Raw genomic sequence first — 23,997 nt, forward strand, 5'->3', positions numbered from 1 at the left:
TAATTAAAGCGCGTAATTAGCGGCCCACTGATCAAGGATACTTCTGTATGGCTTGATAAATTGTTCTTCAGTAAATTTCCCTTGCTTTATAGCCAGCTGGCTACGTTCTTCCCGGTCATAAATAATTTTAGTCAGTGAATAATCCTGGTGCTTCAAGCTGGGCTGATAGCAGGTCCCCGCTACAGAATTTGCATTGTATATTTCAGGTCGATATATCTTTTGAAAGGTCTCCATCGTGCTGATAGTGCCGATAAGCTCAAGATTCGTATAATCACCAAGCAAATCACCTTGGAAGTAAAAAGCCAAAGGGGCAACACTATCCGGCGGCATAAAATAGCGAACCTGCAAACCCATTTTCTCGAAATACTCATCAGTTAAAGAGTATTCATCCTGTCGATATTCAACACCGAGCACGGGGTGCTGATTTTCAGTTCGATGATAAGTTTTACTGCTTGATACACTCAGGCAAATAACAAGAGGTTTACTGAAATTATCCTTGTAGGCACTTGAATTCAGGAACGATTGAAAGATTTTCCCGTGAAGATCACCATAGCCTTCAGGAAGGCTAAACTTGTCCTGCTTCTTGTTATGCTCCAACAACAACACGCTGAAATCATAATCCCGCACATAAGAAGAAAAGTTGTTTCCTACTATGCCCTCTATCCGTTGATTGTTTTTATGATCAACAATATTCGTCTTCAATATTTCAATGGTAGGAAAGGCTTTTCCGTTGCCTTCAATATCAATATCGACAGAAATAATATCCAGCTCTACAGAGTAACGATCTGCACCAGGGTTGTCCCAATGCGCCAGGGCATTGAAACGACGATCAATCATTCTCAAGGTATTGAGCAAGTTATCCTGACGGCTCTCCCCTCTCGCCAAGTTCGCAAAATTGGTGGTGATCCGCGTGCTATCCGCTGGACGATAGTTTTCATCAAAGCGTAAGTTCTTGATGCTGAATGCAAACTCTTTATTCATTGCGGCCTGGTATCCTGATTCCTAAGACAAAAACTGAGTTCTTTGCTTGGTGATTGACATTGCCAGGCAGGATAAGCCTCTTTATAAATGAACAAAAATGGTATATTTTCAACTATCCATTAATTTTACTCATGGTTTGCTCAGGTAAAGCTATGCTAGAGCGCACGCACTTAACAATAATCCAGGCCGTAGACCATCACGGTTCGCTAACCGCTGCGGCCAAGCACCTTTGCCTAACCCAGTCGGCGCTGAGCCACACGGTACGCAAGCTGGAACAGAACCTCGGGGCCCCCATCTGGTTGCGTGAGGGCCGCAGCTTGCGCTTGACCCAGGCTGGTGAATATCTACTTGGATTGGCCAATCGTGTCCTACCACAACTGGAACATGCTGAGAGCAAGCTCAAGCAAATGGCCCAGGGTGAACGCGGTACCCTGCGTATCGGTATGGAATGCCACCCCTGCTATCAGTGGTTACTGAAAGTAGTGTCGCCATTTCTGGAAGATTGGCCGGACGTGGATGTGGATGTTAAGCAGAAATTTCAGTTTGGAGGTCTCGGCGCTTTACTGGGGTACGAAATCGACCTGCTAGTTACACCTGACCCTTTCTATAAAGCCGGACTGCGCTTCGATCCCGTATTTGACTACGAGCAGGTACTGGTAGTCCCTCGAGATCACCCTATGGCAAAGCGAAAGTACCTGACAGCAGAAGACCTACGGGATCAGGTGTTGTTAACTTACCCCGTGCCGCCGGACCGCCTGGATATCTATACCCAGTTTCTCAACCCTGCGGGCGTGGTGCCACTGCGCCACAAGACCAGTGAAACTACCGATATCATGCTACAGATGGTGGCCAGCGGTCGCGGGGTCGCGGCCCTGCCGCGCTGGCTTGCAGAGGAGTACTCTACCAAGCTGGCACTATCGGTGGTGCGCCTCGGGCGACAAGGTATTGCCAAACAGATTTTCTTAGGAACTCGTGAAGACGATAGCGAAGTTGAATACCTGAGCGCTTTTATCAAACTGGCCAGAGGTTATGAGCACTCAGAAACTGGGACCTAAGACCGATAAGATTTATCGATAGCCCCGCAAGAATTCATTAAGCAGCAAGTTTCTCTTTGCCGACAACGAACTAGATGCAGTAGGTCCGACCCCGCCCCACTACACCAAACAAGAAAGGCCTAAATCAAAAGATCCAGGCCCTCTTCTTTCTCGATTAATTGTTCCGCAATTTCAGGCTATCTACTTACAAATATCCTGCTTTTGCACCACATCGTATTTCTGCAATAGGGCTTTGTAGCGGCCACTGCTGCACAGCTCTGCCAACCCACGATTAAAGTCATCTCGCACTTTTTCATCGCGGAAACCGACTCGAAAGTCCGCCATCATCGGGAATATCTGAAACAGGTCAACCTGAGCCATGGTATGGCCCATTTTATTGCTGTAGTACTTAAACAGCTCCATATCCACCACGGCGACTGCATCTGGCATTTTCCAGAATTGGGCAACCAGGTCACGAGCTGTTGGCGCCTGCATAACATTCTGTTTCTGGGTGCCATTGGGCCCAAACATTTTTTCAAATTCGGGCCCAAGATCCATGGGAGCTCCCTGCCAAGTGATCACCTTCTTACCCGCGAGATCTGCAATACTACCAATCTTCATTTCTGCACCGGCTTTGGCAATGGCATAGTTGGCAAAGCTGATCATATTGTTCGAGTAAAATAGGCCATCATTCTTCTTGAGTACATTCACCGCTGCCTGAACCATACCCTGCTCAAGTGCTGGGGCCGTCTCCGCAAACCCCATCTGTACGAACTCCAACTTATAGCCAGGGAGAGCTTGCCGAACGATATCTATTTCCAAACCACTGGTCGCACCGTCAGTCACATAGGGCGGTGCATCCCCGGCGATCGCCACTTTTAACGGGGTTTCACCGGACTGGGCCAGCACCTGGGTACAGACTCCAAACATCAAGATAAGAAGGGCCAATAGCGAACGCATAAGCTTCTCCACAGTGACAGGAAAATCACCCAGACGCTCTAAGTGTTGGCAGACATCCCCCATTTATCAAGCTTCGCTTCCGGATAACTGTATCCATCCAAAACCTTGAATTCGGCAGTAAACTCCCCATTCTAAAATCAGGCAAATAGCAATTTGTCGCAACTGGGGCATACCGGGTAAAACAGTGATACATGAGATTGCCGATATTCTGATTGAGAATGAAACAAAGCTGCATCAGTTCGAGATGCGCAAAGACCCTGAAGTCATTAGCAAGCTACTAAGCCCTGATTTTATAGAGGTAGGGAAATCCGGGCGGGCCTTTGATTTCAAGGCAATAGTGCGATCAATGCAACAGGAGGAAAATACGGGCTGGGAAATTCACAGCCAAAACTATGAATGCATTCCCCTCTCTGACACAGTCATTATGCTGTTGTATAAATCTGCACGGCGAGGCCAGCAAGGGGAGTACAAGGGGTTTTGTAAGCGATCATCTATTTGGGTTAGAAGTAAAGGGCAGTGGCAAATGAAATTTCACCAGGGGACTCCCTGCCAAGAATTTAAGCTGGAAGATAATATCTCATGCAAACAACCGGCGTTTAAGCTGTGAGTGCTTTTATCGCAATTATCCTGCTGGCCCTGGCGATATGGCTGGTTCCCCACTTCTACCGACAATGGCGCATTTTTTACCTGCGCTCAAAACCCTTAACGCGGGAACAGCTACAACTCATTAGAGAAAATCTTCCTCTCTATCACTACCTTAACTCCAATCAACAGCAAGAGTTATGCAGTAATATCGCCCTATTTCTCCACGGCAAAGAGTTTGTCGGTTGCGAGGGGCTTCAAGTCAATGAACGCATGAAGGTGGCCATCGCTGCCCATGCCTGCCTACTCCTATTGGGCCGCAAGAATGAATGCTACCCCAACCTTTACAGCCTGTTGCTCTACCCGGACACCTATGTCGCTCACGAAACCCGTCGGGAAGGCTATATAGAAACAGCCAGGCACAGTGCCCGTGAAGGGGAGGCACATTATCGTGGACCCGTAGTCCTCTCCTGGGGTGACCTGGAGAAAGATTTACAATCACCTGAACGGGGCCACAATGTCGCCCTGCACGAGTTCGCCCACAAAGTCGATGAAGAGGATGGTTACTTTGATGGCCGCCCTCTATTTGAAAGCAGTGATGAAGGGGCCACCTGGGCTGAGGTTATGAGCCGGGAATTCCACCGTTTGAGACAAAGAGCTGAATTCGGTGAGTTTCCTGGTGATACACCCTCTGTGCTCGATTTATACGGCGCCCAATCTCCCGCTGAGTTCTTTGCTGTAGCAACAGAAAGTTTCTATACGATCCCAACGGCTATGTACGCCTTACACCCGGAGCTCTATAAGGAGTTAAGTCATTTCTATCGAATTGATCCCGCCGAATTAATACGCGGAAAAAGTACCGTGGCCTGACAAATACGCTACCAGTCCAGTTTCTGTCTTCCTGCTATGCTTATTTCGTGCACCAGCGGAGTTGGAATAGTGGCCAATACGCATTGTTTAAGATTTGCTCTTGTGGGACTGGTCGTTCTTTTGGCCATAACTCAACCGGCCACAGCAGATATCGCTACAAACCAACAGGATGCAAAGGCTCTGGTTGAGCGCCTTGAAAAACTGTACCTAAAGGGCCCAACTCCAGTCTTTGTTCTACAGCTGGAAAAAAATACTCTACCAGACGCTAAGTTACAGGCTTTTGCAATGGAGCAACGCCTTATTAACTTATCGGACTTGAGAAGTAATGCGCTATCTCTGCATCGCTTTGGTGGCCGGCCAGGACACAATACGAGAGCATTTTTTACCCGCATAACGACAGCAGAAATTCAAGCTAATACTCAGTTACCTAACCTGATTCAAGCATTGGGAATCTCACCCGAGCAAATCGCCCAATACCAGCCACTCGCAGGTGCCCAAGCCTACCCAGCTTATACCACCTGGCTAGCCAACTACGCTGAACCCGCGGAAATCGCCGCTGCCCTGTTAATCAATTTTCAGAGCTTTGGCAAAAATGCTGCGCGCGTTGCAGCAGCTCTCAAACAACACAAACGGTTAAATAATGAACAGCTCCGATTCCTGATGACTTTTAGCCAGCTTCCAGAGGGCTTCAGGGAGCAGGCTATCGAGATAATTGCAAGGGGGCTTGCTTCAGGTGTTCGAGAAAATGATATTGCAATTCGCGTGCGGTTAATCCAATCCTATGAGCGGGAGTTTTGGCGAGCTTTTGAGGTAAAACTTAATGCCAATTAAATGTATTCGCTCTCCTTAATTCTACTCTTTTTCTCAAAAATATTCGGGCATACACATAAGACCCATTCAACATAAATACGCATAACACACTCACTATTGCGTAACAAAAAAGTTCAAAGACAATTCAATTGTCAGTTTCAGAGTGCTAAAACAGAGACGCTCCTGGTTATTTAAAAGAAAAACTGTTATCTCATCCTTAATCAATATCGTATATCAATCCGTCTATTACTTGAAACTACTGTTCTAAGTTTGAGTCACAATCTAGTAACGACAAAGCAAACCTCACATGTGAAAAATTTGACTTTCTTCACTTCCAATTCAGTACAGATACTACTTATAGTACCCGCAAAATCTGGAACCAATTTAGCAAACGCTACTCTATAGCCCCGCAACAGATCACATCAGCAAGGATTAGTTTTTGAAACGTATCATTTCTTTAGTATCAGCCTCTCTAGTTTGTGTCTCATGTGCCACAGTGAAGACAGTTAACCCTAAGAATAATCAAGTAGATATCATTCATAGAGGTCACAAAAGCTATTGCGAAAGTATTCCAAGAGTTTATAGCGGAACCTCTTACTCCTTTTGCTTGCTAAATAGCGAGCCCAGTCAGACTGTAAATACTGGATCAACTCTCAACCGTGTTCCACTGGTAGCTATAGATGCTGTTTTTTCTGTAGCCGCCGATACCGTTGTTTTGCCGTATACCGTAGTGACTCAGGCGAAGCATGGTAATATCAAAGTAAACTGATAAGCCCCATCTGTGGCTTAATAAGTTTAAAGCAGTTATTAATAAGCCCTACTTAAAAACCTCTCTTTTAACCACAGAAAAATATATTCATTGGTAACAGGCCGCGATCACTGCTTTTGTCCTACTTTCAAACCCATGATCCGGCCCCTAGGCTAAAAGCAAGCAAGTTAAATAATATTGATTATCGGGTAGGCGAAATTTCTTGGACTTGCCAGAACCAAAATGCCTGTACTATCGTCCCTCCACCTTCCTTTCACACAACTAAAAAGCGATTGGTTGCCTGAAGAATATATGTACAATATGAAAGGTAGACAGCTCCCACCTCCCCCTAAACAACAATAAACAAAGACCGAGAGACATCATTTATAGCTCTCTTTAACTGCCTTATTCCTAGGGAGTCTCTGAATAACTCCGTAATGCCTCTGCGGGCCTTGAAGGCTGCAGATGTTAGGCGCAGCTCGCCGCGAATGGCTCAGTCCTTTGCAAGAGCTGCAACGCAGCAGCTGTGGCCTTCAAGGCCCGCCCTTCGGGGCTTGCAGAGCGGTTCACGGAGTTATTCAGAGGCTCCCTATATCCCAATCTCAAGGTAACAAGAACCCTTAGAGGGAAAACGCTATAAAACTCACTAACTTTGGAGATAACAAATTGCGATACCCAGCAATAGACATCACTAGAGGTATATTAGTAATTATAATGGCCCTTGATCATACTCGAGATTATTGGACTTCAACCCAGTTTGACCCATTGGATCTATCCCAATCGTCCATCGCTTTGTTTTTAACTCGCTGGATCACGCACATATGTGCCCCTGGATTTATATTTCTTACAGGGTTGAGCGCCTACTTTCATGGTAAAAAACTTAACTCCAAGTCGGAGTTGGCAAAATTCTTGATACTTCGAGGGGTAGTACTAGTTATCCTCGAACTAACCTTGGTAAACCTCTCTTGGCAGTTTGCTTATAATTACGCTTTTGTGCAGGTAATCTGGGCCCTGGGCGTATCCATGATTATACTGGCGGGCTTAATCTATTTGCCAATGATATGGACCACCATCGTTTGTCTGGCCGTAATATCCTTACATGGATACCTGAATGATGACTTCATGCGCCAGCTATTAGGTGGCTATGAATGGCTTTGGATTCTTGCGCATGTACGCACTAGTTTTAGACTTTTCGAGTTCAACACCGGGATTTTTGCTGCTTACAATATTATTCCCCTCTTTGCTCTTATGTACCTTGGTTATGTATTTGGGCCTCTTTACGAGCTGGCAAACAAGCAACGAGTGCGTCTGCTAATAACAACAGCAACGGTGCTATCGATTATATTTATCGCGGTTAGACTAATAGGCTTTGGCGACCCCAATGAGTGGAATCCACAGCAGGGGCTCCTGGGCTTTATCAACACCGCCAAATACCCAATGTCGTTCAGCTATATCCTTATGACAATGAGTATAGTTTTCTTGATCATGGCTATCGTTGAAAACCGGAAAAATCGAATGCTGGATATATTGCTTCTGTTTGGACAGGCCTCATTGTTCTTCTATTTACTCCATGTCCCAGTGATCAATCTATCCGCACATCTATGGAGCTACTTAGAGTTTGGAGTAGCAACCAATTTCTTCAACGGCCCCAAAGTATGGCCTGAGGGCTACACACCTAATTTACTGAGAACCTATGCTTACTGGATTACTCTAATTGCAATACTTTACTATCCCTGCAAGAAATATCTTCAAAAGAAAAAAGAAAGTGGATCGGTGATATACTCCTACGTATAACTCTCGGCACAACTTTATTTTGCATATTAAAAATTCTGTTCTGGGGTGAGCAAAGCCCCAGAGTTGCCTCCCAATCAGGACGATATAGATGTTGCAAAAAATAGACCATTGGATTGACCAAACACTGATAGACTTCAAAGAAGAGAGACAATCTTGCGCAAGGTTCACAGAGAAGTTTTCAGAGTATTATACGGAAGAATTTCTTAGCAAAAGCTACTTTGTAGTGGTTGATAATATTCCGAAACCGAGGTTTCCCGAGCTCTACCAGGCTGGTCTGGGTGACTTTGTCGACATGGAAGTAGCCGGTATCACTTACAAAGATACCTACTTTATCAAAACACCTTTTGCTGCGGACATTTCGCTCCATTTCCATGAGTTGGTCCATGTTCACCAATGGTCTCTCTTGGGAGCAGAGACATTTATCAAACGTTATATCAGTGAAATTCAGACCTACGGCTACAACGATGCACCTCTGGAAACAATGGCTTACAGCCTGCAAGCTAAATTTATTGACAACTACGCTCCAACGGATGTTTTAAGTTACGTTCAGAATCATTTGTAAGCACCCAATGATCATTGGACTTCATCTATAAAAAGGTTACCTTCTGGATAAGTGAAAGTGACCTTTGTACTACCAGCCAAAATTGATCTTATTGACAGGCTAAACATTTCTACTAAAGCCTGATCGTCAAGATACAAACTATAATTTATTGAGTTTTATAGTTTGCAAGCTCCACACCATGCTACAAGCAACCCGACTCTTCCTGATCTTTGCTGCCCTATCCACTCAAATCTGGCATCAGCAACAACATGTAAGCCCATATTCAATCATCAAGATGACAAAGTGGCCGAAAACAATCGCTGCACTAAAATCAGCTTTCAACCAAGCAATACGGAAGGATCCGCTGTTATTATTATGGATGGCGATACCAAAGGTTCCTGCGCTTATACATCTGCGGTTCAGTGCGGGAATACCGAGATTAGAATGAAAGATATTTCTGCAATTGACTTTAAGGTTGATGTGCCCCCAGGTAAGTGTGGTGCTAAAGAGTGGATTGCCGTTTATATGTTTCCCTGGTGTGGACAATCCAGTGGATGTTGGGCCGGGGGGCCGGGGGGCAGCGGGAAGTCGATTTTGTAGAAACAACAGGCTCCAATGGTCCGGGAGGTTTCACTTCCAATTGGGGAGGGCTTCCCAAACAGGCGGCGTGGACAAGCCAAACAGGTCCCCTACAGGTGAAGAGTGGTGCCCAACAGCATATAACTTTTACATCCAGGAAAATCATATCGGGTGAAGCTAGTGGAACTTATCAATGGGATATAAAAGTGTGTGAAGCATCTGCGTCTAAGTGCGATGATTCAAATCAGCTTTGGCATGCCTACCGGGAAAAGGGGCCTTCTATTTTTGATGAGTCAATGATGATTGTTATCGACAACTGGGGGGTCAACAATCCGCCTCAGCCGGGTTGCACGTTAAAAATAACGGATATACTAATCACCAAATATTAGCGATGCTTCTTACGACGATAGGGGGTTAGTAGCGAAAACCCTAATAATCTTTTTTCCACTGTAACTCTACACTACCGGAACCGCTGTCACCGTCATCGGCACTTTTAAACTCCAGATTTAAATTATCCCTAAGTTCTATTTGCATCTCCGCCTGCCATGGACTGAGAGGATCGGTACTTCTCTGTAATTCTACATAAATTCGATTAGTAATATATTTTCCCAAGCTCAATGCGTACTCATCACCTTCATCTCCCTCCTCCTGCTCAATATTGAGTGTATCCAGGCGAAGTAGTTCACGGGTCTTGGCGATTGGGTCCAATACTGCACGACCCGACTGTAAACTCCGCACAACACTGACCAGGCGAACAGCTTGTAGAGGTGAAATATCCGATAAAGACTTGCCAAAAAGTAGTTGCGCCAGGATCTCATCCTGGGAGGCCGAGGGATCGGAAGTAAAGGTAATATCCAGATCCGCAGCAGTGCCTGATATCTGAGCGGTTATTTCACCGTCGCTATACTCATAGATACCTTCAACCAGAATTGCAACTTCATTATTCTCGAAACGTATTTCGCCATCTTCTAAATCAAATTTCTTGCCAAACAAATCAAAACTACCGCGAACGATTGTCAATTTACCAGAAGCTTTTGGCTTATCGGCTGTACCTCGTATATCCACTTGTCCATGTAATTGTGAATTCAATCCAAGCCCACGCACATAGGATTGCTGGTCCAGTACAACCTCTACATCCAATCCAATTTTGCTAAACAGGGGAGAAGATCGCTGCACCTGTGGGCCATCGACCTGAACTTCCACCACCTGGATTTCCGGAACACTGCTGCCAATCCATTGCTCAATCTGTACAGCCAGCGGCTGCAAAATGAATCGCCCGGTAATTTCTGCATCCTGGGTTGAGCCCGACAAACGGGCATCACCGGATATTGCACCGCGCACACCCGGGGAGTTAAGCAGGTGGGCCCTACTGAGGCTTAATACGATATCGAAACTGGGTGAGCTATCCGGAGGTAAAAAGACCGCCCCTCCCAGGTTTATCCGCCCACCATCACCATCGGTAGCGCTTCCTCGTACAATCCGCCACTCCTCTGGAGACAACTGCGCGTAGAAGTTAATATCCGCAATGCGGGTATGGCTCGGGCGATGCTCATAGCGACCATTACTCAACTCGATATCACCAGTTAAAAGGGGACGCTGCCAATTCCCGGTACCATCAACATTAAAACTGAGCAAGCCGCGCATACGGTGAACACGGGGATCAATATATTCCGCAATCACTGACAAATCGGCCGTACCACGCCCCTGTAATTGAAAGGGCACATTTCGCAGGCCGCCAGTTTGATTATTCTCAGCAAATAGTTGTTCGAAGATCGGCGCGATCAATACACTCACTTGGCTATTTACTGCGTTGCTACCGCCGTGTTGGGCAATCAGGGATGCATCCAGCTCTCCATTCTCTGTCTGCCAGTCGAACACTATCGAAAGCGGTTGAACCTGGATTCCGCGCTGCCCTCGCCCCAGGGCTTCTCCAGTAGCTCGCAACTCCCCCTGAAATTCTGGCTGCTTGGGGCTTCCGCCAATACTGGCATAAAGGCTGACATCACCATTACCAGCCCTACCGCTGGAAAAACTATTCGCCAAATCTGATAAATCACCCTGGCCGCGTAACTCTAAGTCCAGTCGCTCTGCATTCAAGCTACCCAGTATCGATAATTGGTTGCGGCCCGCCCATAGTAGCTCGATACCATCAGTTACCAGACTCCTATCTGCATAGTCCACAGTACCCTGCAAATGCCAGGGCTCCAGATGAAACTCTCCCTGTGCGATCAGGTTGGCTTTAATCTGCGGGTTTGAAATAGCCCCGTCAATCCTGCCATCCAAGCTCAACTCACCTTCAAGGGAGTTAGGGAGAGAGAGACCGACGAGATCTACCAGGAACAGCGGCAGGTTGCGCGCCCCCATATCAATTTGTAATCGGTCTTGCCGAGGTTCGATAGAACCATCGGCCTGCAGCAATGCCACCCCCACCCGACCCAACTGCTGGGCATCTTCAGCGAGGGCAATCAGGCGGCTTTGGCTCTGTAGGGGCTCCGGCTCCCCTTTATCAAAACCTGAGGCAATCACGGGGGACTGAGGGCCTCTGCTCGAGGATGAACCAAACTGGTTGCCATTGCCGTTGGTAAATAACTCCAATCGCAGGTCACTGACCTCTATCAGGTCCATATCGCCACTGGCTTCCCCTTTTAAGTTAAAGGGGTAATCCTGCGCGACGCCATCGGAATCCAGGAAAATACTTACCTGGGGATTATTCCAATCCCCCTGGACCGTTACTTCGGAAGATACCCCTAGGCTTACTCCCTCTGTCTCGGTAACTCCAAGGTCGTCGCGCAAGCTAATATCTTTGCCGTCGATCTGCCCATGTAAATCCAGCTGCATCTGTTCAATATCAAGCTGACCGATTACTTCCAGATTGAGCTTCTCTCCGGTAAACACCATTTCATCAATGGTCAGCGCGTGCAGGTTTCCACTTAGTGCCGCCGTCAACTCGCCCTGTAACTCGTGGTAAGCACTCACTGCACTCAGAGACAAATTGAGGTTTGGGTTTTTCCACGAGCCGATTGCCTCCAGGCGCAACTGATGCAAGGTGCCGGATAAAGCAGTAGGAATAACTACCCTATCAGCCTGGGGTAGCGAAGCTGCAAGCCGGCGAATTTCTTCAACACCCAACTCATCAATCTCTCCCACCAAATCCAGTGCTTTCAAATTCGTATCTATAGTACCGAGCACTTTGATCCGGGCACCGGCAAAATGCAAAGACAAGGCTTGCAAGTCAATCACACCTGCCTGGGTATCGACCCGCCCCTCCAATTGCAGGGGCTGCTGCCGGTAGCTGCTTTCCACTTGTAAGCTGCCATTAATATTCGGCCGTTGCAGGGCTCCCTGCACCGAAAAATCTGCACTGAGCCAACCATTGTCCAGGATATCCTGCCAGGGGCGGGAAAGCGTTAGCGGGATTTGATTGAGATTAACTGTCGCATTGACACCGTCCGCGCTGATACTGCCTTTAATCGTACTGCGCCGCTCATCCACTCGCAGCCAAATCCCCGTTGAAGATAAGCGCCAGGGATTAATATCGGCTTCGATACTCCCAGTCAGATCCAGCTGATGTTCTGCTAGAGGAGCCGCGATCGAATTAATATCCAGCAGCAGTTTTTCCCCCTGCCTGCGCAGGGATAATTCGCCGCGAGCATCCAATACCTGATTTTCCGGCAGATGCAGCTGTCGGCTGACAAACCCCTGGGCCACCTCACTAATAGAGAAGTCGATTACAAAGCGCTCGCCCTGCATCTCGCCATTTACAGTGAGATTAAACTCGGAGCCATTCAGCTCACTAACTTCGATAAATAGCTGCGCCGGTTTATCCTGCCAGCGGTATAAGGCGTCAGCCTGAATAGTAACGGGGGGAATAGCCATCAACCGGCTGTCCACCAGTTGCAGGCGAGCTATATCCAGTTGCGCCAAGCGAAATCCAGGAACTAGCAAATCCCAAGTAGTCGATGGCTGCTCCTCACTAACAACTTCAACCTCCTCTTCGCCAGAATCTGCCAGCGCAGAGAGAAGTTCATTGAGAATATTCAGGTTGAGCAGTAAATCTTTGGCCCCCACTCGCTCGATATCGATGGGATCTCGGGACAAGCTGTTGAGCTTAACTTCCAGATCCTGGGCTTCAGCAAGTGTATTAGCTCGATAATCAATTCTCAGTCGCTCAAAAAACCAAAATCCTAATTTTTCACTGCGAATTCCCTCTGCCTCAATTTCGAGGTCGTCCACAAATTGCTCGGCAACGTAAAAAGCCCCTCGAGTAAGACCGACGCGCCCCGGTTCCGTGCTGAGGAAATAGATAGCGGACATCAGGAGGAACAGACAAATGCCTGTTACCAGGGAACCCCCGGCACCCAGAGAGCGCCAGAGCCCACGCAGAAAAGTACCAATCCAGTGAGCAACGCCCAGCGCAAACAGGCCCAACCAGCGCATCAGAATGCCTGCCCCAAGCTCACATACACCTGATAGCGATCATCAATGCCCTCACGACGATCGAGGGGAAAGGCGATGTCCATGCGGATAGGGGCAAAGGAGGTGATATAGCGTACGCCAAAACCCGTTCCCCAAAACAAGTCGGAAAACTTAGGCGCTGCGTCCTCATAGGCATTGCCGCCATCGAGAAAAATCACACCGCCCCAAGTATCCGTAAAACGAAAACGGCCCTCAAAAGAAATCTCACTGAGTCCCCGGCCACCAATAGCATCGGAAAGGGTTTCCTCACCTTCATCATTAATCTCAACAAGTCGCGGACCCAACTCCTGGTAACCATAGCCGCGCACAGAACCACCCCCACCAGCGTAAAAGCGTTCATCCGCAGGTAGCTCAAGATTCGGCTCTCCAGTGATAGCTCCGGCTTTTAACCTGAGCGCTAAGGTGGGTTTGTAACGCCAATCATTGGCCGTCTTGTAAGCGGTGAGTTGCAGGGTATTTTTAATAAAGGTGGTATTGGTATTTCTCAGGTCAATATAGGGCTTCACTTCCAGCGCAGAAGTGGCACCACGATGGGCGTCCAGGGGTTTATCTGTTGTATTTAATTTAAAGCCCAAGGGAAATGCCAGCAAGGTGTAGTTTTCATCGGGATCTTCCTCTTCAACCGCACCTTCAACTTTTTCATCCACCTCACTGAATTTCAATTCTGCACCGCCACTCAGCGTGCGATGTTTGCTGATTTTTCGCGAAACCAGTGCACTGAATGTCAGGGACTCTGAACGGTAGGAATCTACATCTTCGCCTTCCAGGGCAATACTCGCCGTCAAGCGCTGCTTATCATGAAAGAAACGTGGAATTGTCAGCTTGCCCTCCAGGGTTTGCTTTACCTCATTCAGCTTGCTTTCAACTTCAATTTTTTCCCCACGATGGAAAACATTGCGGTGCTCCCAGGCTGCTGAAATACCGGTTCCCTCATCGGAGGTATACCCCACCCCTAAAGTTATGGTGCGGTGATTGCGCTCCTGAATAACAAAAGTAACATCCACCAACCCATCGTAGGGTTCAGAAACTTCAGTATTCACATTGGCAATTAAGTTGGTGCGCAGCAGGCGCAGTTGTGCGGCATCCAGTTTACTGCGACTGAAGCAATCCCCTGATTTGATCTTCACCTTATCGAGCAAGTAATCCTCTTCGATAGAGCTGACACCCTCGATACGGACTTGGCCAACATGGACCTCTGGGCTAGGGGCCACCCGATACTCCAGTCTCGCGGAGGCCTCCTGGTGAATCACTGTTGCCTGGTAGCTGACATCAACATTCAACAGGCAGGCATTTTCATTGAGGTACTTGGTGATTTTTTCTACGCCTTCAAGCACCTTGCTGGCAATAAGTGGGTCTCCAACATGGATAGGTAAACCACTAAAGCCTGCTCGCAAACCAGCCGGCATATCAATATCCAGGCTCTTGATATGGTACTGAGGGCCGGGAGTGACGCTATAGAAAATTTGGTTACCGGCAACAGATTCATACACAGTGGCATCATAATACCCTTGCGCGCGCAGGAGCTTTTCCAGGTTGCCCCGCTCATAGTGGGCTATATCTGCCGGATCTTCGTAATTTTCCAGTGCACTGCTGTTTTTGCGCAACTCATTGAGTTCGGAGGTCAGTTTTTCTTGCAGCTGAGGATCACCCTGCACCAGTAGGGTAAAACCCGGCAAGCGATCAAAAAATGGGATGGCTGCTGCCAGCTGCATTGGCAGCGCTAGAAGGACAACAAGCAGGGAGACAAAGAGAATTCGCAAGATCTTTATCCGGTGTCAGTAGCGGCTACTCCGCAAAAATCCGGGTATCCGTTCCCTCCGTAGGCTGGAATATCCAACTGATGACAACAGCTGGGATAATTAAATCGACTTATTGAGCAGCCAATAAGCCGATTCGGCGTTTGGGGCTTCTACGGCTGAGTGCCTTGGCTGGGCATTAAGGGATTACAATCCTGGATAATCACCCGCCCTTCCAGAATATTTCCTTTGGAATACTCCGTGAAAATACACTGGTTAGTCTTGGGGTTATAATTCTCGATCCACAAATTATCTTCTTTCCAGGTGGCGCCGATATGGCGGTATCCATCGGGCACTGAGATACGCATGACCCCGCCAAAGCGCTTCACGAAAACCTGCTCATAGTGAAAGTAGTAGGCAAGCCAGCCGCCGACAAAGAAAACCGCAGCCACGATTGCGCCGATCTTAAGGCTGCCCAGGCGACTGCCGATAAAAAGAGAAGCAATAACCAGGGCAATCACCGCTGCCCAGTACAAATAAGTAACCATGACTGTTTTTCTACCGTGAATTATTGGTGTTTATAAAGTGAAGGGTAGCGCAGAACCGCAGCAAACTAAATGGCGCCGGGTTACGCTCCCTTACTCCTAACTACTCTTCTGCCAACTCAGACAGCTTTTCAAACAGCGACAAGGCTTCAGGGTTGGCCAGGGCCTCCTTATTTTTAACCGGTTTACCCTCCACCACATTGCGCACAGCCAGTTCCACAATCTTACCGCTGATAGTCTTAGGAATATCCGCCACCTGGATTACCTTCGCCGGTACATGGCGAGGCGTGGTATTGGCGCGAATCGTGGAGCGGATTTTCTGGGTCAGATCCTCGTCCAGTACAATACCCTCTCGCAATACTACAAACAGCACTACCCGTACATCGTCGTGCCAGGGCTGGCCGATACAGATACTATCGAGCACCTCCTCGACTTTCTCCACCTGGCGGTAAATCTCTGCGGTTCCGATACGCACACCGCCGGGATTAAGTACTGCATCGGAGCGGCCATAGATCACGACACCACCGTGTGCCGTAATCTCGGCATAGTCCCCATGCGCCCACACACCAGGCCAATTTTCAAAGTAAGCACCGCGGTACTTGGCTCCATCTGGATCGTTCCAGAAGCCAATCGGCATACAGGGGAAGGATTTGGAGCAAACCAGCTCCCCTTTCTCTTCAACCACTGCACTGCCTGTATCATTCCAGACTTCCACCGCCATACCCAAGCCGCGACACTGCAATTCACCGGCATAGACCGGTAGAGTTGGGTTGCCAAGGGCAAAGCAAGACACAATATCGGTGCCGCCGGAAATAGAGGATAAGCAGAGATCTGCTTTTATATCTCTGTAGACATAGCGGAAGCCTTCGTGGGCCAGCGGAGAGCCTGTGGAGAGCACCGCACGCAATTTCTCCAGTTTGTGGGTCTCCCGGGGTTTGCAGCCACTCTTCTCCAGCGCAGCAATATATTTGGCACTGGTGCCAAACACACTGATTCCCTCTTCATCGGTCATATCCCATAGACTTTGGGATGAAGGAAAGAAAGGTGAGCCATCAAACAGCACTAGAGTCGCCCCACAAGCCAGGCCACTCACCAGCCAGTTCCACATCATCCAACCACAGGTGGTGAAGTAGAAAAGTGTATCCTCACGGCGCAGATCGCCATGCAAGCGATGCTCCTTCAGGTGTTGGAGCAAAGTGCCACCCATTCCATGGACGATGCACTTGGGTACACCAGTAGTACCTGAGGAGTACATGATGTACAGGGGGTGATTAAATTCGGTTTGTACAAAGGAGAGTTCGCGAGCGGGCGCCGCAGCTTCAAAAGCTTGCAGTAATACCGCCTTACCCAGCGGCTCTGCCGCTAGTACCTGAGCAGTTTCCTCTTCTGAGCGCGCAACCGGTACCACTACCAAAGTTTCTATAGATTCGATTCGCTGCATGATCTCGCGCAGACGCGGCAATGAATCAATAACCTTGCCGTTATAGAAGTATCCTTCACAGGCAAATAGCACTTTCGGCTGCACCTGGCCAAAGCGGTCAAATACTCCATTGATACCAAAGTCTGGTGAGCAGGAGGTCCAGATAGCACCGAGGCTGGTGGTGGCCAACATGGCCACTACGGTATCGATCACATTGGGCATAAAGCCCGCTACCCGATCTCCCTCAACAACACCTTGGGCAACGAGGGCCGCTGACAGGCGCTCCACCCGATCGTACAGCTCCTTGTAGCTCAGCTCACGACGGCTACCGTTCTCCAGGCGCTCGACCAGGGCAGACTTGTCGTCGCGATAACGCAGCAGGTTCTCAGCAAAGTTCAGACGTGCCTGTGGAAACCACTGCGCACCGGGCATGGAATCGTTACTGAGTGTCTCATTACCCTTATCTGCAGCAATAACTCCGGTGTAATCCCACAACTCCCGCCAGAAAGCTTCGCGATTATCTACTGACCACTGGTATAAGGCCGCGTAATCATTGAGATCCAGCTGGTATTGCTGGTTGACCCAGCGACGAAATTCATCCATCTGGGTGGCGGCAATAGCCTCTGCGCTGGGTTGCCAGAGCGGTTGGGAGTTGTCCTTCATTTCAACAGACCTTGTGGCTCATTATTGTGTTTTCGAATCGCCCTCTCGGGCACAAGGGGAGCAATCATGCCCTGCCCCACCACTTAAAACTATTTTAATCTTTTTTAGATTTGTTAAATAAAAGTTAACATAGCCAAATCTATCAACTCCCCAGGAACTTGCCGCCGTGAGTGCCACGATCAAACAACTACGCGCCTTTGTCACAGTGGCCCGCAGCCGCAGCCTGGCCCAGGCCAGTGCACAGTTGCACACTTCCCAGCCAGCCCTGTCCATTGCCATCCGCAATCTGGAGGGTGCGACTGGCGGCCCGCTTTTCAGTCGAGAAGCCCGCCAACTCACTCTCACCCCGGAGGGTGAGGAATTTCTCTCCCGCGCCGAACAGCTACTGCACAACTGGGATCAATCCCTGGATGCGGTACAGCAGGCCTTTCGCCTGGAGCGTGGGCAGTTGCGCTTGGCAGTAATTCCCGCCTATGCGCTCAACCAACTTCCCCAATTATTAGCCAATTTTCACCGCCAACACCCACAAATCAATATCCTGTTGGAAGATGTGGTGATGGAACGAGTAACCCAAGCAGTACAGGATGGCCGGGCAGAGCTGGGCATCAGTTTTCGCCCCGAGGATTTAGGCGGGCTTGAGTTTGTGCCCCTGCACCGGGATCGTTTTATCGCAGTCATACCACCCCAGCACCCCCTCAGCGAAAAAGGAAAAGTGCGCTGGAGTGACCTGGCCAGTTTTCCTTTTATTGCTATGAACCGCGGCTCAGCGGTGAGGCGCTGGACCGATGAGGCCTTCGGGCAAAGTGGCAAAGGCGTTCACTATATCTGCGAAGCTAATCAATTAAGCACAATCAGCCAGTTAGTACATGCGGGAATGGGGATTAGTGCAGTGCCGAGCTTGTGCGAAACACAGGTTCGGGAATATGGGCTGGAATGCCTTCCGCTATCGGCGCCAGTAGTGAGTCAGGAGGTAGGGGTGTTATTAAAGAGCCGTGGCACCTTGTCGGCACCAGCAACCGCGTTTTTATCCGCGATTACTGATTGAGGTCTATAAAAGCGCCTCTACTTGTTTTGAGCGACTAGTGACTGCTGGTTGCGCGCAGCATCCAAGCCGTTTTCTCGTGAACTCTCATACGATCAGATACCAGGGCAACTGTGGATTCATCTTCTCCCGCCTGGGCATCTTTTAAAACTTCACGACAGGTTTTGATTACCTGTTCATGCCCTTTAGTGAGAATTTTTACCATTTCTTCCGCCGGTGGTACCTCAACAACTTCTTTGATGGAGCTGAGTTGGGCAAAAGCCTGGTAAGTTCCAGGAGCGGAAACCCCGAGAGTGCGAATGCGCTCGGCAATATCATCCACCGCAGTAGCCAGCTCGGTGTAATGCTCTTCAAACATCAGGTGTAATTCTCGGAACAGAGGCCCAGTAACATTCCAGTGGAAGTTGTGGGTTTGCAGGTAAAGGGTATAGCTATCTGCCAACAAATGTTTCAAACCGGCAGCAATCTTTTCCCGATCCTTTTCACTGATACCAATATCGATTTTTTTCATAATACAAATCCCTCTTCCAAAAACTGTTGTCACCGAAATGGTTATAAGGCCATTTTGGTACCTTTATTCACTTCTCACAAGCTATCGAGCCAATAGCTTATTTATATAGACAAGTAAGATTTATAAGGTACAAAAATGGCGTGAATTTTAACCCGGCTATTGAAAGAAAATTTTGCGACAAGACGCTGCCAATAAGGGACTCTCCAAATAAAACTATTTATCGAGCCCGCGGCTGAAAACACAAGAAATCAGGCACTACAGACCGGGCAATTACTATGGCTCGGTAGCTGCAAAGTTTGCAGAGCTAAGGTTTCCGTCTCGATTAAGTGCAATTTATTCAAGCTCGATACCGGCAAATCCATTAGGTATTTCATGGCCTCCAGAGCCTGCATGCTACCAACTACACCCAGCGCAGGACCGATCACACCTGCTGTAGAGCAGTTCTGGACTTCAGCCTGCTCCTGGGGCGGAAACAAGCAGGCATAACAGGGACCTTTTCCTTCAGAAAAATCAAAACTAATCAGCTGGCCGGAAAACCCCTGCACCGATGCCATTACCACCGGACATCCTGCCTGACAACAAACCCGGTTGATCGTATGGCGGATTTCCAGGTTATCGGTGCAGTCCAACACTAGATCCACCTGTTTTACCTGCTCACGCAGCCAGGATTCATTCGCCATTTGGCTGTGGGGGTGAATGCGAATAGTTGGATTGGCTGCAGCCAATTGTTGTGCAGCCACCATGGCTTTGGATTTTCCCTGGTGATTGGTTTTGTACAAAACCTGGCGCTGCAAATTGGAGAGATCGATATGATCACCATCTACCAGGTGCAGCTCTCCAATACCGGCTGCGGCCAGATACATCGCTGCCGGGCTGCCGAGCCCACCTAAGCCAACAATCAGAATTCGCGCAGAAGACAGTTTTTTCTGCCCCTCTTCACCCACCTGGGGCAACATTATCTGGCGACTGTAACGATGTAATTCCTTACTACTTAACATGGCTCTACTTCCGCATGCTTACCTTTCAACAGGACATTAAAATCGGCAACCGCCTGCTTGTAATCTTCCGCTTTAGTAATAGCGCTGACCACGGCGATACTGCCAACACCGCTAGCAATAACCTCACTGGCCCGTTGCATATTAATACCACCAATTGCCACGAGTGGATAATCGGGCAATAGTGCTGCCATTCGCGCAAGCTTCTGTACGCCCTGCAACTGATCCGACATATCCTTGGTGTTGGTCGCATAAATTGCACCAATCGCCAGGTAGCTGGGGCGATAACGGTAGGCCAACAGTAATTCATAGAAGCCGTGGGTACTGATACCCAGCTTCAATCCTGCCGCTTGAATTGCCCTCAGATCAGCAGACTGCAAATCCTCCTGGCCCAAATGCACACCGTAGGCGCCGCACTCAATCGCCAACTGCCAGTAATCATTGATAAACAGGCGCAGGTTATACGTCCTGCCAATAGCCACTGCACGCTCAATCTGTACGCGCAGGTCCCCACCCGGATTCTTTATTCGCAGCTGTAAAGTACGCACCCCCAGCTCGGCCAGGCGCTGCAACCACTCCACTGTATCCACTACCGGATATAAACCCAATACTTGAGAGTCTGTTTGGGCAAACCCTTGAACAAGAGGCTGGGCCGCACCAAAACCATAATCCAGCGCACGCTCTTCTCCCGGTACCAAAATCTCCGGGAAGTCGATTAAATCCAGGGGCCAGCCACAGTGGCCTACAGGGCCGGCACCAGCGCCGATGTGTGCATTATTTCCCCGGCGCAAGCCCCGCTGAACATAGGCTCCTCCCACGACGCAGGCATCTCGCAACGGATAGCCCAAGGCGCGGCAGGCGGCAATAGCGGAGGACAGAGTGCAGCCAGTGCCATGTGTGCCTGTACTGGACACTTCCCGGCCAATAAACCAATCAGCTTTTTCACCATCCCACAGTAAGTCGGCAACTTCTCCCGCACGCAATTGCGTATGGCCGCCGGTAACTAAAATTGCAGTACCGCCCTGGGCGTGCAACTGACGCGCAGCTTGCACAATAGATTCCGCACCCGTGACACTGGCTCCGGTAAGCCATTCCAATTCATGTAAATTGGGAGTGACCAGATCACACTGTGGCATCAACTGAGCCAACACCGTTGCGGTAATATTCCCTTCGGTGAGCCCGGCTCCGCTGGTGGCAACAGCAACCGGGTCGTATATAACCGGAACCGGCTGCACCGCTTTCAGCTGGCGCAGGAAATCTGCCACCGCAACAACTTGTTCAGCATTCGCTAGCAGACCGATTTTAATTGTGGCAGGAAATAGATCCCGCTGTAAGGCCCGCAATTGTGAAGCCAAGACCTCTAGGGAAACTGCATTAATTGCAGTGACTTCCACCGTATTCTGTGCGGTATTGGCCGTGATAGCACTGCAACCATGGCAGCCGAGATCGGCAAAAGTCAGCAGGTCCGCCTGAATGCCGGCGCCACCGCCGGAGTCACTGCCGGCAATGGTCCAGACAATTGGCTTTTTCAATTGGAGTTGATCGCGCATAAAAATACTAATCCTGCAATATGCTCTCTGCCTGCTGCCAGAAAGGCATATCCAGGGTGGGGGTGCTGGGGCTGGCAGTTTGACGCCTGAGCATCAAGCCGGCGTTAAAGGCGGCGCGCCCGGATTCCACAGCCAGTTTAAAGGCATTAGCCATCAGTACCGGATCCTGGGCTTTTGCAATCGCGGTATTCAATAACACCGCATCAAAGCCCATCTCCAGCGCTTCTGCCGCCTGTGATGGCGCACCGATTCCGGCGTCAATAATAAGCGGTACATCACTCAGGCGCTCGCGCAGTGTTTGCAGGTTATATTTATTGAGCAGGCCTTGCCCGGTACCGATGGGAGCCCCCCAGGGCATTAATACCTCGCAGCCCACATCCAAAAGTTTTCGACACAACACCAGGTCATCCGTGCAATAAGGCAAAACTTTGAAGCCTAACTGAATCAATTCCCGCGCAGCTTCTACCAAACCAAAGGGGTCTGGCTGCAAATTGTAATCATCGCCAATCACCTCCAGCTTGAGCCAATCGGTCTGGAAAATTTCCTGGGACATTTTTGCCAGCTCCACCGCTTCTCGCGGCGATTTACAACCGGCGGTATTGGGCAACAGCTGACAGCCGGACTCGCGAATATAATCCCAAAATCGATTGTCCTGCTGCTGTGCCGGATTTTGCCGGCGCAGGGACAAAGTAATAATTTCCGAAGCTGAGGCTTGCACGGATTCGCGCATAATCGCTGGGGAGGGATACAGGGCGGTGCCCACCAAAAGCCGGCTGTTAAATGTTTTTCCGTAAAGTGTTAATAGATCGCTCACCTTTACCCCCCCACTACCGGAGCAACAATATCCAGGCTATCGCCGTTATTTATCTGTGTATTGCTATATTCCGTACGGGGAATAAATCCACCGTTGATCGCAACGGCAAATGTTTCTCCGCGATAGCCGAGCTGCTGTAAAAGCGCAGAGAGTTTTAGCGGGGATTCAAGGCTCTGAGTTTCCCCATTAATTAGTACCTGCATCAAACCACCTGTAACAGTTGTTGTGCCACTTGATTCTCCACTTGCTCCACTACTGCCGGCGCTAAAAGATAACCGTGACGGTAAAGGCCATTCACCCGAATCAGCCCATCCTCGCTGTGAATATAAGGCATATTATCCATAGTGGCAGGGCGACAATTTACGCGGGTCTCAACAATACGAGCCTCGGCAAAAGCCGGGTTGAGAGAGTAAAGCGCGGAAGACAATTCCATACTGGAGCGCACGGAAATGGGCGACTGGTCTTCGCTCTCAATTTCCGTAGCACCAATTACTGTGCGTCCATCGCTTCGGGGTACGACATAGAGCTTATAACGCGGGTGGAGCAGTCGCACTGGACGCTGCAAAACCACTTCCTGGGATTCCACCACCATCACCTCACCACGGACACCGCGTAAGCCTTCAATCTGCCCCTTGGCACCGAGGCCACGGCAGTCGATCACGCAATCAAATTGTTCGCACTCCGAGTTCACAGAGATATACCTGGCTTCGCAATTTACCTTGCTGTGCTCTCGCAGAGTGACTGCACCTCGGCGCAATACGCTGAGTAACGCAGGCAATAAGCGGTGATTATTGATATCCGCCTCACCCCGCAGGTAAAGCCCCTGTTCAAAGCCGTGTAAGGAGGGCTCTAATTTCGCTAAAGTATTGCAATCGAGGGGCTGCACCTGCTCCCTGGCAGACTCGCCCAACTTGCCCTGTAGCTCCCGCAGGAATTGCAGCAGTTCACTTTTATCCTTGCCGTGAGCAACCAGCACTGAGCCCGCTCGGCGGTATCCCACGTCCTGCCCGCTCTGCTCCTCCAGCTGCCGGGCCCACTCAGACCAAAGCTCAAGGCTTTTCAACCCCAGGTTGTAAACCTGTTTATCGCTGTGCACCAATTCCGATAGTGGTGAGATCATTCCCGCTGCCGTCCAGCAAGCTCCCCCGACTGGCGCCGACAAATCACCCGCTTCAAACAGGGTAATATCCAGTTCCCGCTGACAGAGCCGCCAGGCGAGCAAGCGACCTAACAGGCCGCCACCGGCAATAGCTACTTTGGCTTTGGTTTCGCTTGTCACAGACCACCTATCTTCGCAAATCCAAATCGACACCCAGCGATATGCGCTATGCACTCGCCATACTTTT

General features: G+C 49.3%; 21 protein-coding genes. 9 read left to right on the forward strand and 12 right to left on the reverse strand.

Features of this window, described 5'->3' with window-relative positions; genetic code table 11:
* Nucleotides 1–3 precede the first annotated feature (3 nt).
* A complete protein-coding gene (locus BTJ40_RS16120) occupies nt 4–981 on the reverse strand; it encodes a DUF1852 domain-containing protein (protein WP_108734057.1) in 978 nt (325 codons plus the stop codon).
* A gap of 152 nt (nt 982–1,133) precedes the next feature.
* Between BTJ40_RS16120 and BTJ40_RS16125 the strand changes: the two genes are divergently transcribed.
* A complete protein-coding gene (locus BTJ40_RS16125; protein ID WP_108734058.1) occupies nt 1,134–2,036 on the forward strand; it encodes a LysR family transcriptional regulator in 903 nt (300 codons plus the stop codon).
* A gap of 180 nt (nt 2,037–2,216) precedes the next feature.
* Here the strand turns inward: BTJ40_RS16125 and BTJ40_RS16130 are convergent, their stop codons facing one another.
* Nucleotides 2,217–2,975, reverse strand: coding sequence for an ABC transporter substrate-binding protein (locus tag BTJ40_RS16130; RefSeq protein ID WP_157954118.1), 759 nt, complete (start codon nt 2,973–2,975; stop codon nt 2,217–2,219).
* A gap of 184 nt (nt 2,976–3,159) precedes the next feature.
* Between BTJ40_RS16130 and BTJ40_RS16135 the strand changes: the two genes are divergently transcribed.
* The 7 genes from BTJ40_RS16135 to BTJ40_RS16170 all read left to right on the forward strand — a co-directional run bounded on the left by BTJ40_RS16135 (nt 3,160) and on the right by BTJ40_RS16170 (nt 9,288).
* Nucleotides 3,160–3,582 (forward strand): DUF4440 domain-containing protein, encoded by a 423-nt coding sequence (locus tag BTJ40_RS16135; protein WP_108734060.1) that lies wholly within the window; start codon nt 3,160–3,162, stop codon nt 3,580–3,582.
* Nucleotides 3,579–4,427: a zinc-dependent peptidase gene (locus BTJ40_RS16140; protein ID WP_108734061.1), complete on the forward strand. Its 849-nt coding sequence runs from the start codon at nt 3,579–3,581 to the stop codon at nt 4,425–4,427. Before BTJ40_RS16135 ends, BTJ40_RS16140 begins: the two co-directional genes overlap by 4 nt.
* Before the next feature lie 102 nt (nt 4,428–4,529).
* A complete protein-coding gene (locus BTJ40_RS16145; RefSeq protein ID WP_157954119.1) occupies nt 4,530–5,258 on the forward strand; it encodes a hypothetical protein in 729 nt (242 codons plus the stop codon).
* Between the two features lie 475 nt (nt 5,259–5,733).
* Nucleotides 5,734–6,006, forward strand: coding sequence for a YceK/YidQ family lipoprotein (locus BTJ40_RS23210; RefSeq protein WP_369974289.1), 273 nt, complete (start codon nt 5,734–5,736; stop codon nt 6,004–6,006).
* Nucleotides 6,007–6,651: 645 nt separating this feature from the next.
* Complete coding sequence (locus tag BTJ40_RS16155) at nt 6,652–7,779, forward strand: DUF1624 domain-containing protein (RefSeq protein WP_108734064.1); 1,128 nt, start codon at nt 6,652–6,654, stop codon at nt 7,777–7,779.
* Between the two features lie 88 nt (nt 7,780–7,867).
* On the forward strand, nt 7,868–8,341 hold the full coding sequence (locus BTJ40_RS16160) for a hypothetical protein (protein WP_108734065.1): 474 nt from the start codon (nt 7,868–7,870) through the stop codon (nt 8,339–8,341).
* Between the two features lie 488 nt (nt 8,342–8,829).
* Nucleotides 8,830–9,288: a hypothetical protein gene (locus BTJ40_RS16170; RefSeq protein WP_157954122.1), complete on the forward strand. Its 459-nt coding sequence runs from the start codon at nt 8,830–8,832 to the stop codon at nt 9,286–9,288.
* A 40-nt stretch (nt 9,289–9,328) separates the two neighbouring features.
* Here BTJ40_RS16170 and BTJ40_RS16175 read toward each other — a convergent pair whose 3' ends face one another.
* The 4 genes from BTJ40_RS16175 to BTJ40_RS16190 form a co-directional block, all read right to left on the reverse strand.
* Nucleotides 9,329–13,336, reverse strand: a complete 4,008-nt coding sequence (locus BTJ40_RS16175) for a translocation/assembly module TamB (RefSeq protein WP_108734068.1) — start codon at nt 13,334–13,336, stop codon at nt 9,329–9,331.
* A complete protein-coding gene (locus tag BTJ40_RS16180) occupies nt 13,336–15,135 on the reverse strand; it encodes an autotransporter assembly complex family protein (protein WP_108734069.1) in 1,800 nt (599 codons plus the stop codon). The genes BTJ40_RS16175 and BTJ40_RS16180 overlap by 1 nt, the downstream gene beginning before the upstream one ends.
* A gap of 149 nt (nt 15,136–15,284) precedes the next feature.
* On the reverse strand, nt 15,285–15,659 hold the full coding sequence (locus BTJ40_RS16185; protein WP_108734070.1) for a hypothetical protein: 375 nt from the start codon (nt 15,657–15,659) through the stop codon (nt 15,285–15,287).
* 100 nt (nt 15,660–15,759) lie between these two features.
* The gene (locus BTJ40_RS16190) at nt 15,760–17,739 is read right to left on the reverse strand and encodes an acetoacetate--CoA ligase (protein ID WP_108734071.1); all 1,980 of its coding nucleotides are present in this window, start codon (nt 17,737–17,739) and stop codon (nt 15,760–15,762) included.
* A gap of 166 nt (nt 17,740–17,905) precedes the next feature.
* Here BTJ40_RS16190 and BTJ40_RS16195 point away from each other — a divergent pair, with 166 nt between their 5' ends.
* Entirely contained in the window at nt 17,906–18,784 is an 879-nt protein-coding gene (locus BTJ40_RS16195) for a LysR family transcriptional regulator (RefSeq protein WP_108734072.1), read from the forward strand.
* A 34-nt stretch (nt 18,785–18,818) separates the two neighbouring features.
* Here BTJ40_RS16195 and BTJ40_RS16200 read toward each other — a convergent pair whose 3' ends face one another.
* From BTJ40_RS16200 to thiO, 6 genes are all read right to left on the reverse strand, one after another.
* On the reverse strand, nt 18,819–19,292 hold the full coding sequence (locus BTJ40_RS16200; RefSeq protein ID WP_108734073.1) for a Dps family protein: 474 nt from the start codon (nt 19,290–19,292) through the stop codon (nt 18,819–18,821).
* 248 nt (nt 19,293–19,540) lie between these two features.
* Nucleotides 19,541–20,290 carry a HesA/MoeB/ThiF family protein gene (locus tag BTJ40_RS16205; protein WP_108734074.1) on the reverse strand — a complete coding sequence of 250 codons (750 nt, stop codon included), beginning with the start codon at nt 20,288–20,290 and terminating at the stop codon, nt 19,541–19,543.
* Nucleotides 20,284–21,837 (reverse strand): thiamine phosphate synthase, encoded by a 1,554-nt coding sequence (gene thiE, locus BTJ40_RS16210; RefSeq protein WP_108734075.1) that lies wholly within the window; start codon nt 21,835–21,837, stop codon nt 20,284–20,286. Before thiE ends, BTJ40_RS16205 begins: the two co-directional genes overlap by 7 nt.
* 7 nt (nt 21,838–21,844) lie before the next feature.
* Nucleotides 21,845–22,651 carry a thiazole synthase gene (locus BTJ40_RS16215; protein WP_108734076.1) on the reverse strand — a complete coding sequence of 269 codons (807 nt, stop codon included), beginning with the start codon at nt 22,649–22,651 and terminating at the stop codon, nt 21,845–21,847.
* A gap of 2 nt (nt 22,652–22,653) precedes the next feature.
* Nucleotides 22,654–22,854 (reverse strand): sulfur carrier protein ThiS, encoded by a 201-nt coding sequence (gene thiS, locus BTJ40_RS16220; protein WP_108734077.1) that lies wholly within the window; start codon nt 22,852–22,854, stop codon nt 22,654–22,656.
* Nucleotides 22,854–23,930 (reverse strand): glycine oxidase ThiO, encoded by a 1,077-nt coding sequence (thiO, locus tag BTJ40_RS16225; protein WP_108734078.1) that lies wholly within the window; start codon nt 23,928–23,930, stop codon nt 22,854–22,856. The genes thiS and thiO overlap by 1 nt, the downstream gene beginning before the upstream one ends.
* Nucleotides 23,931–23,997 lie beyond the last annotated feature (67 nt).

Origin of the sequence: Microbulbifer sp. A4B17, assembly GCF_003076275.1 — a bacterium.
GTDB lineage: Bacteria > Pseudomonadota > Gammaproteobacteria > Pseudomonadales > Cellvibrionaceae > Microbulbifer.

Excerpts from the sequence above, each read along its gene's own strand:
- BTJ40_RS16185 (WP_108734070.1), bottom strand. The coding sequence starts at position 15,659 with ATGGTTACTTATTTGTACTGGGCAGCGGTGATTGCCCTGGTTATTGCT.
- BTJ40_RS16200 (WP_108734073.1), bottom strand. The coding sequence starts at position 19,292 with ATGAAAAAAATCGATATTGGTATCAGTGAAAAGGATCGGGAAAAGATT.
- BTJ40_RS16125 (WP_108734058.1), top strand. The coding sequence starts at position 1,134 with ATGCTAGAGCGCACGCACTTAACAATAATCCAGGCCGTAGACCATCAC.
- thiE (WP_108734075.1), bottom strand. The coding sequence starts at position 21,837 with ATGCGCGATCAACTCCAATTGAAAAAGCCAATTGTCTGGACCATTGCC.
- BTJ40_RS16205 (WP_108734074.1), bottom strand. The coding sequence starts at position 20,290 with ATGTTAAGTAGTAAGGAATTACATCGTTACAGTCGCCAGATAATGTTG.
- thiS (WP_108734077.1), bottom strand. The coding sequence starts at position 22,854 with ATGCAGGTACTAATTAATGGGGAAACTCAGAGCCTTGAATCCCCGCTA.
- BTJ40_RS16160 (WP_108734065.1), top strand. The coding sequence starts at position 7,868 with ATGTTGCAAAAAATAGACCATTGGATTGACCAAACACTGATAGACTTC.
- BTJ40_RS16190 (WP_108734071.1), bottom strand. The coding sequence starts at position 17,739 with ATGAAGGACAACTCCCAACCGCTCTGGCAACCCAGCGCAGAGGCTATT.
- BTJ40_RS16130 (WP_157954118.1), bottom strand. The coding sequence starts at position 2,975 with ATGCGTTCGCTATTGGCCCTTCTTATCTTGATGTTTGGAGTCTGTACC.
- BTJ40_RS16175 (WP_108734068.1), bottom strand. The coding sequence starts at position 13,336 with ATGCGCTGGTTGGGCCTGTTTGCGCTGGGCGTTGCTCACTGGATTGGT.
- BTJ40_RS16120 (WP_108734057.1), bottom strand. The coding sequence starts at position 981 with ATGAATAAAGAGTTTGCATTCAGCATCAAGAACTTACGCTTTGATGAA.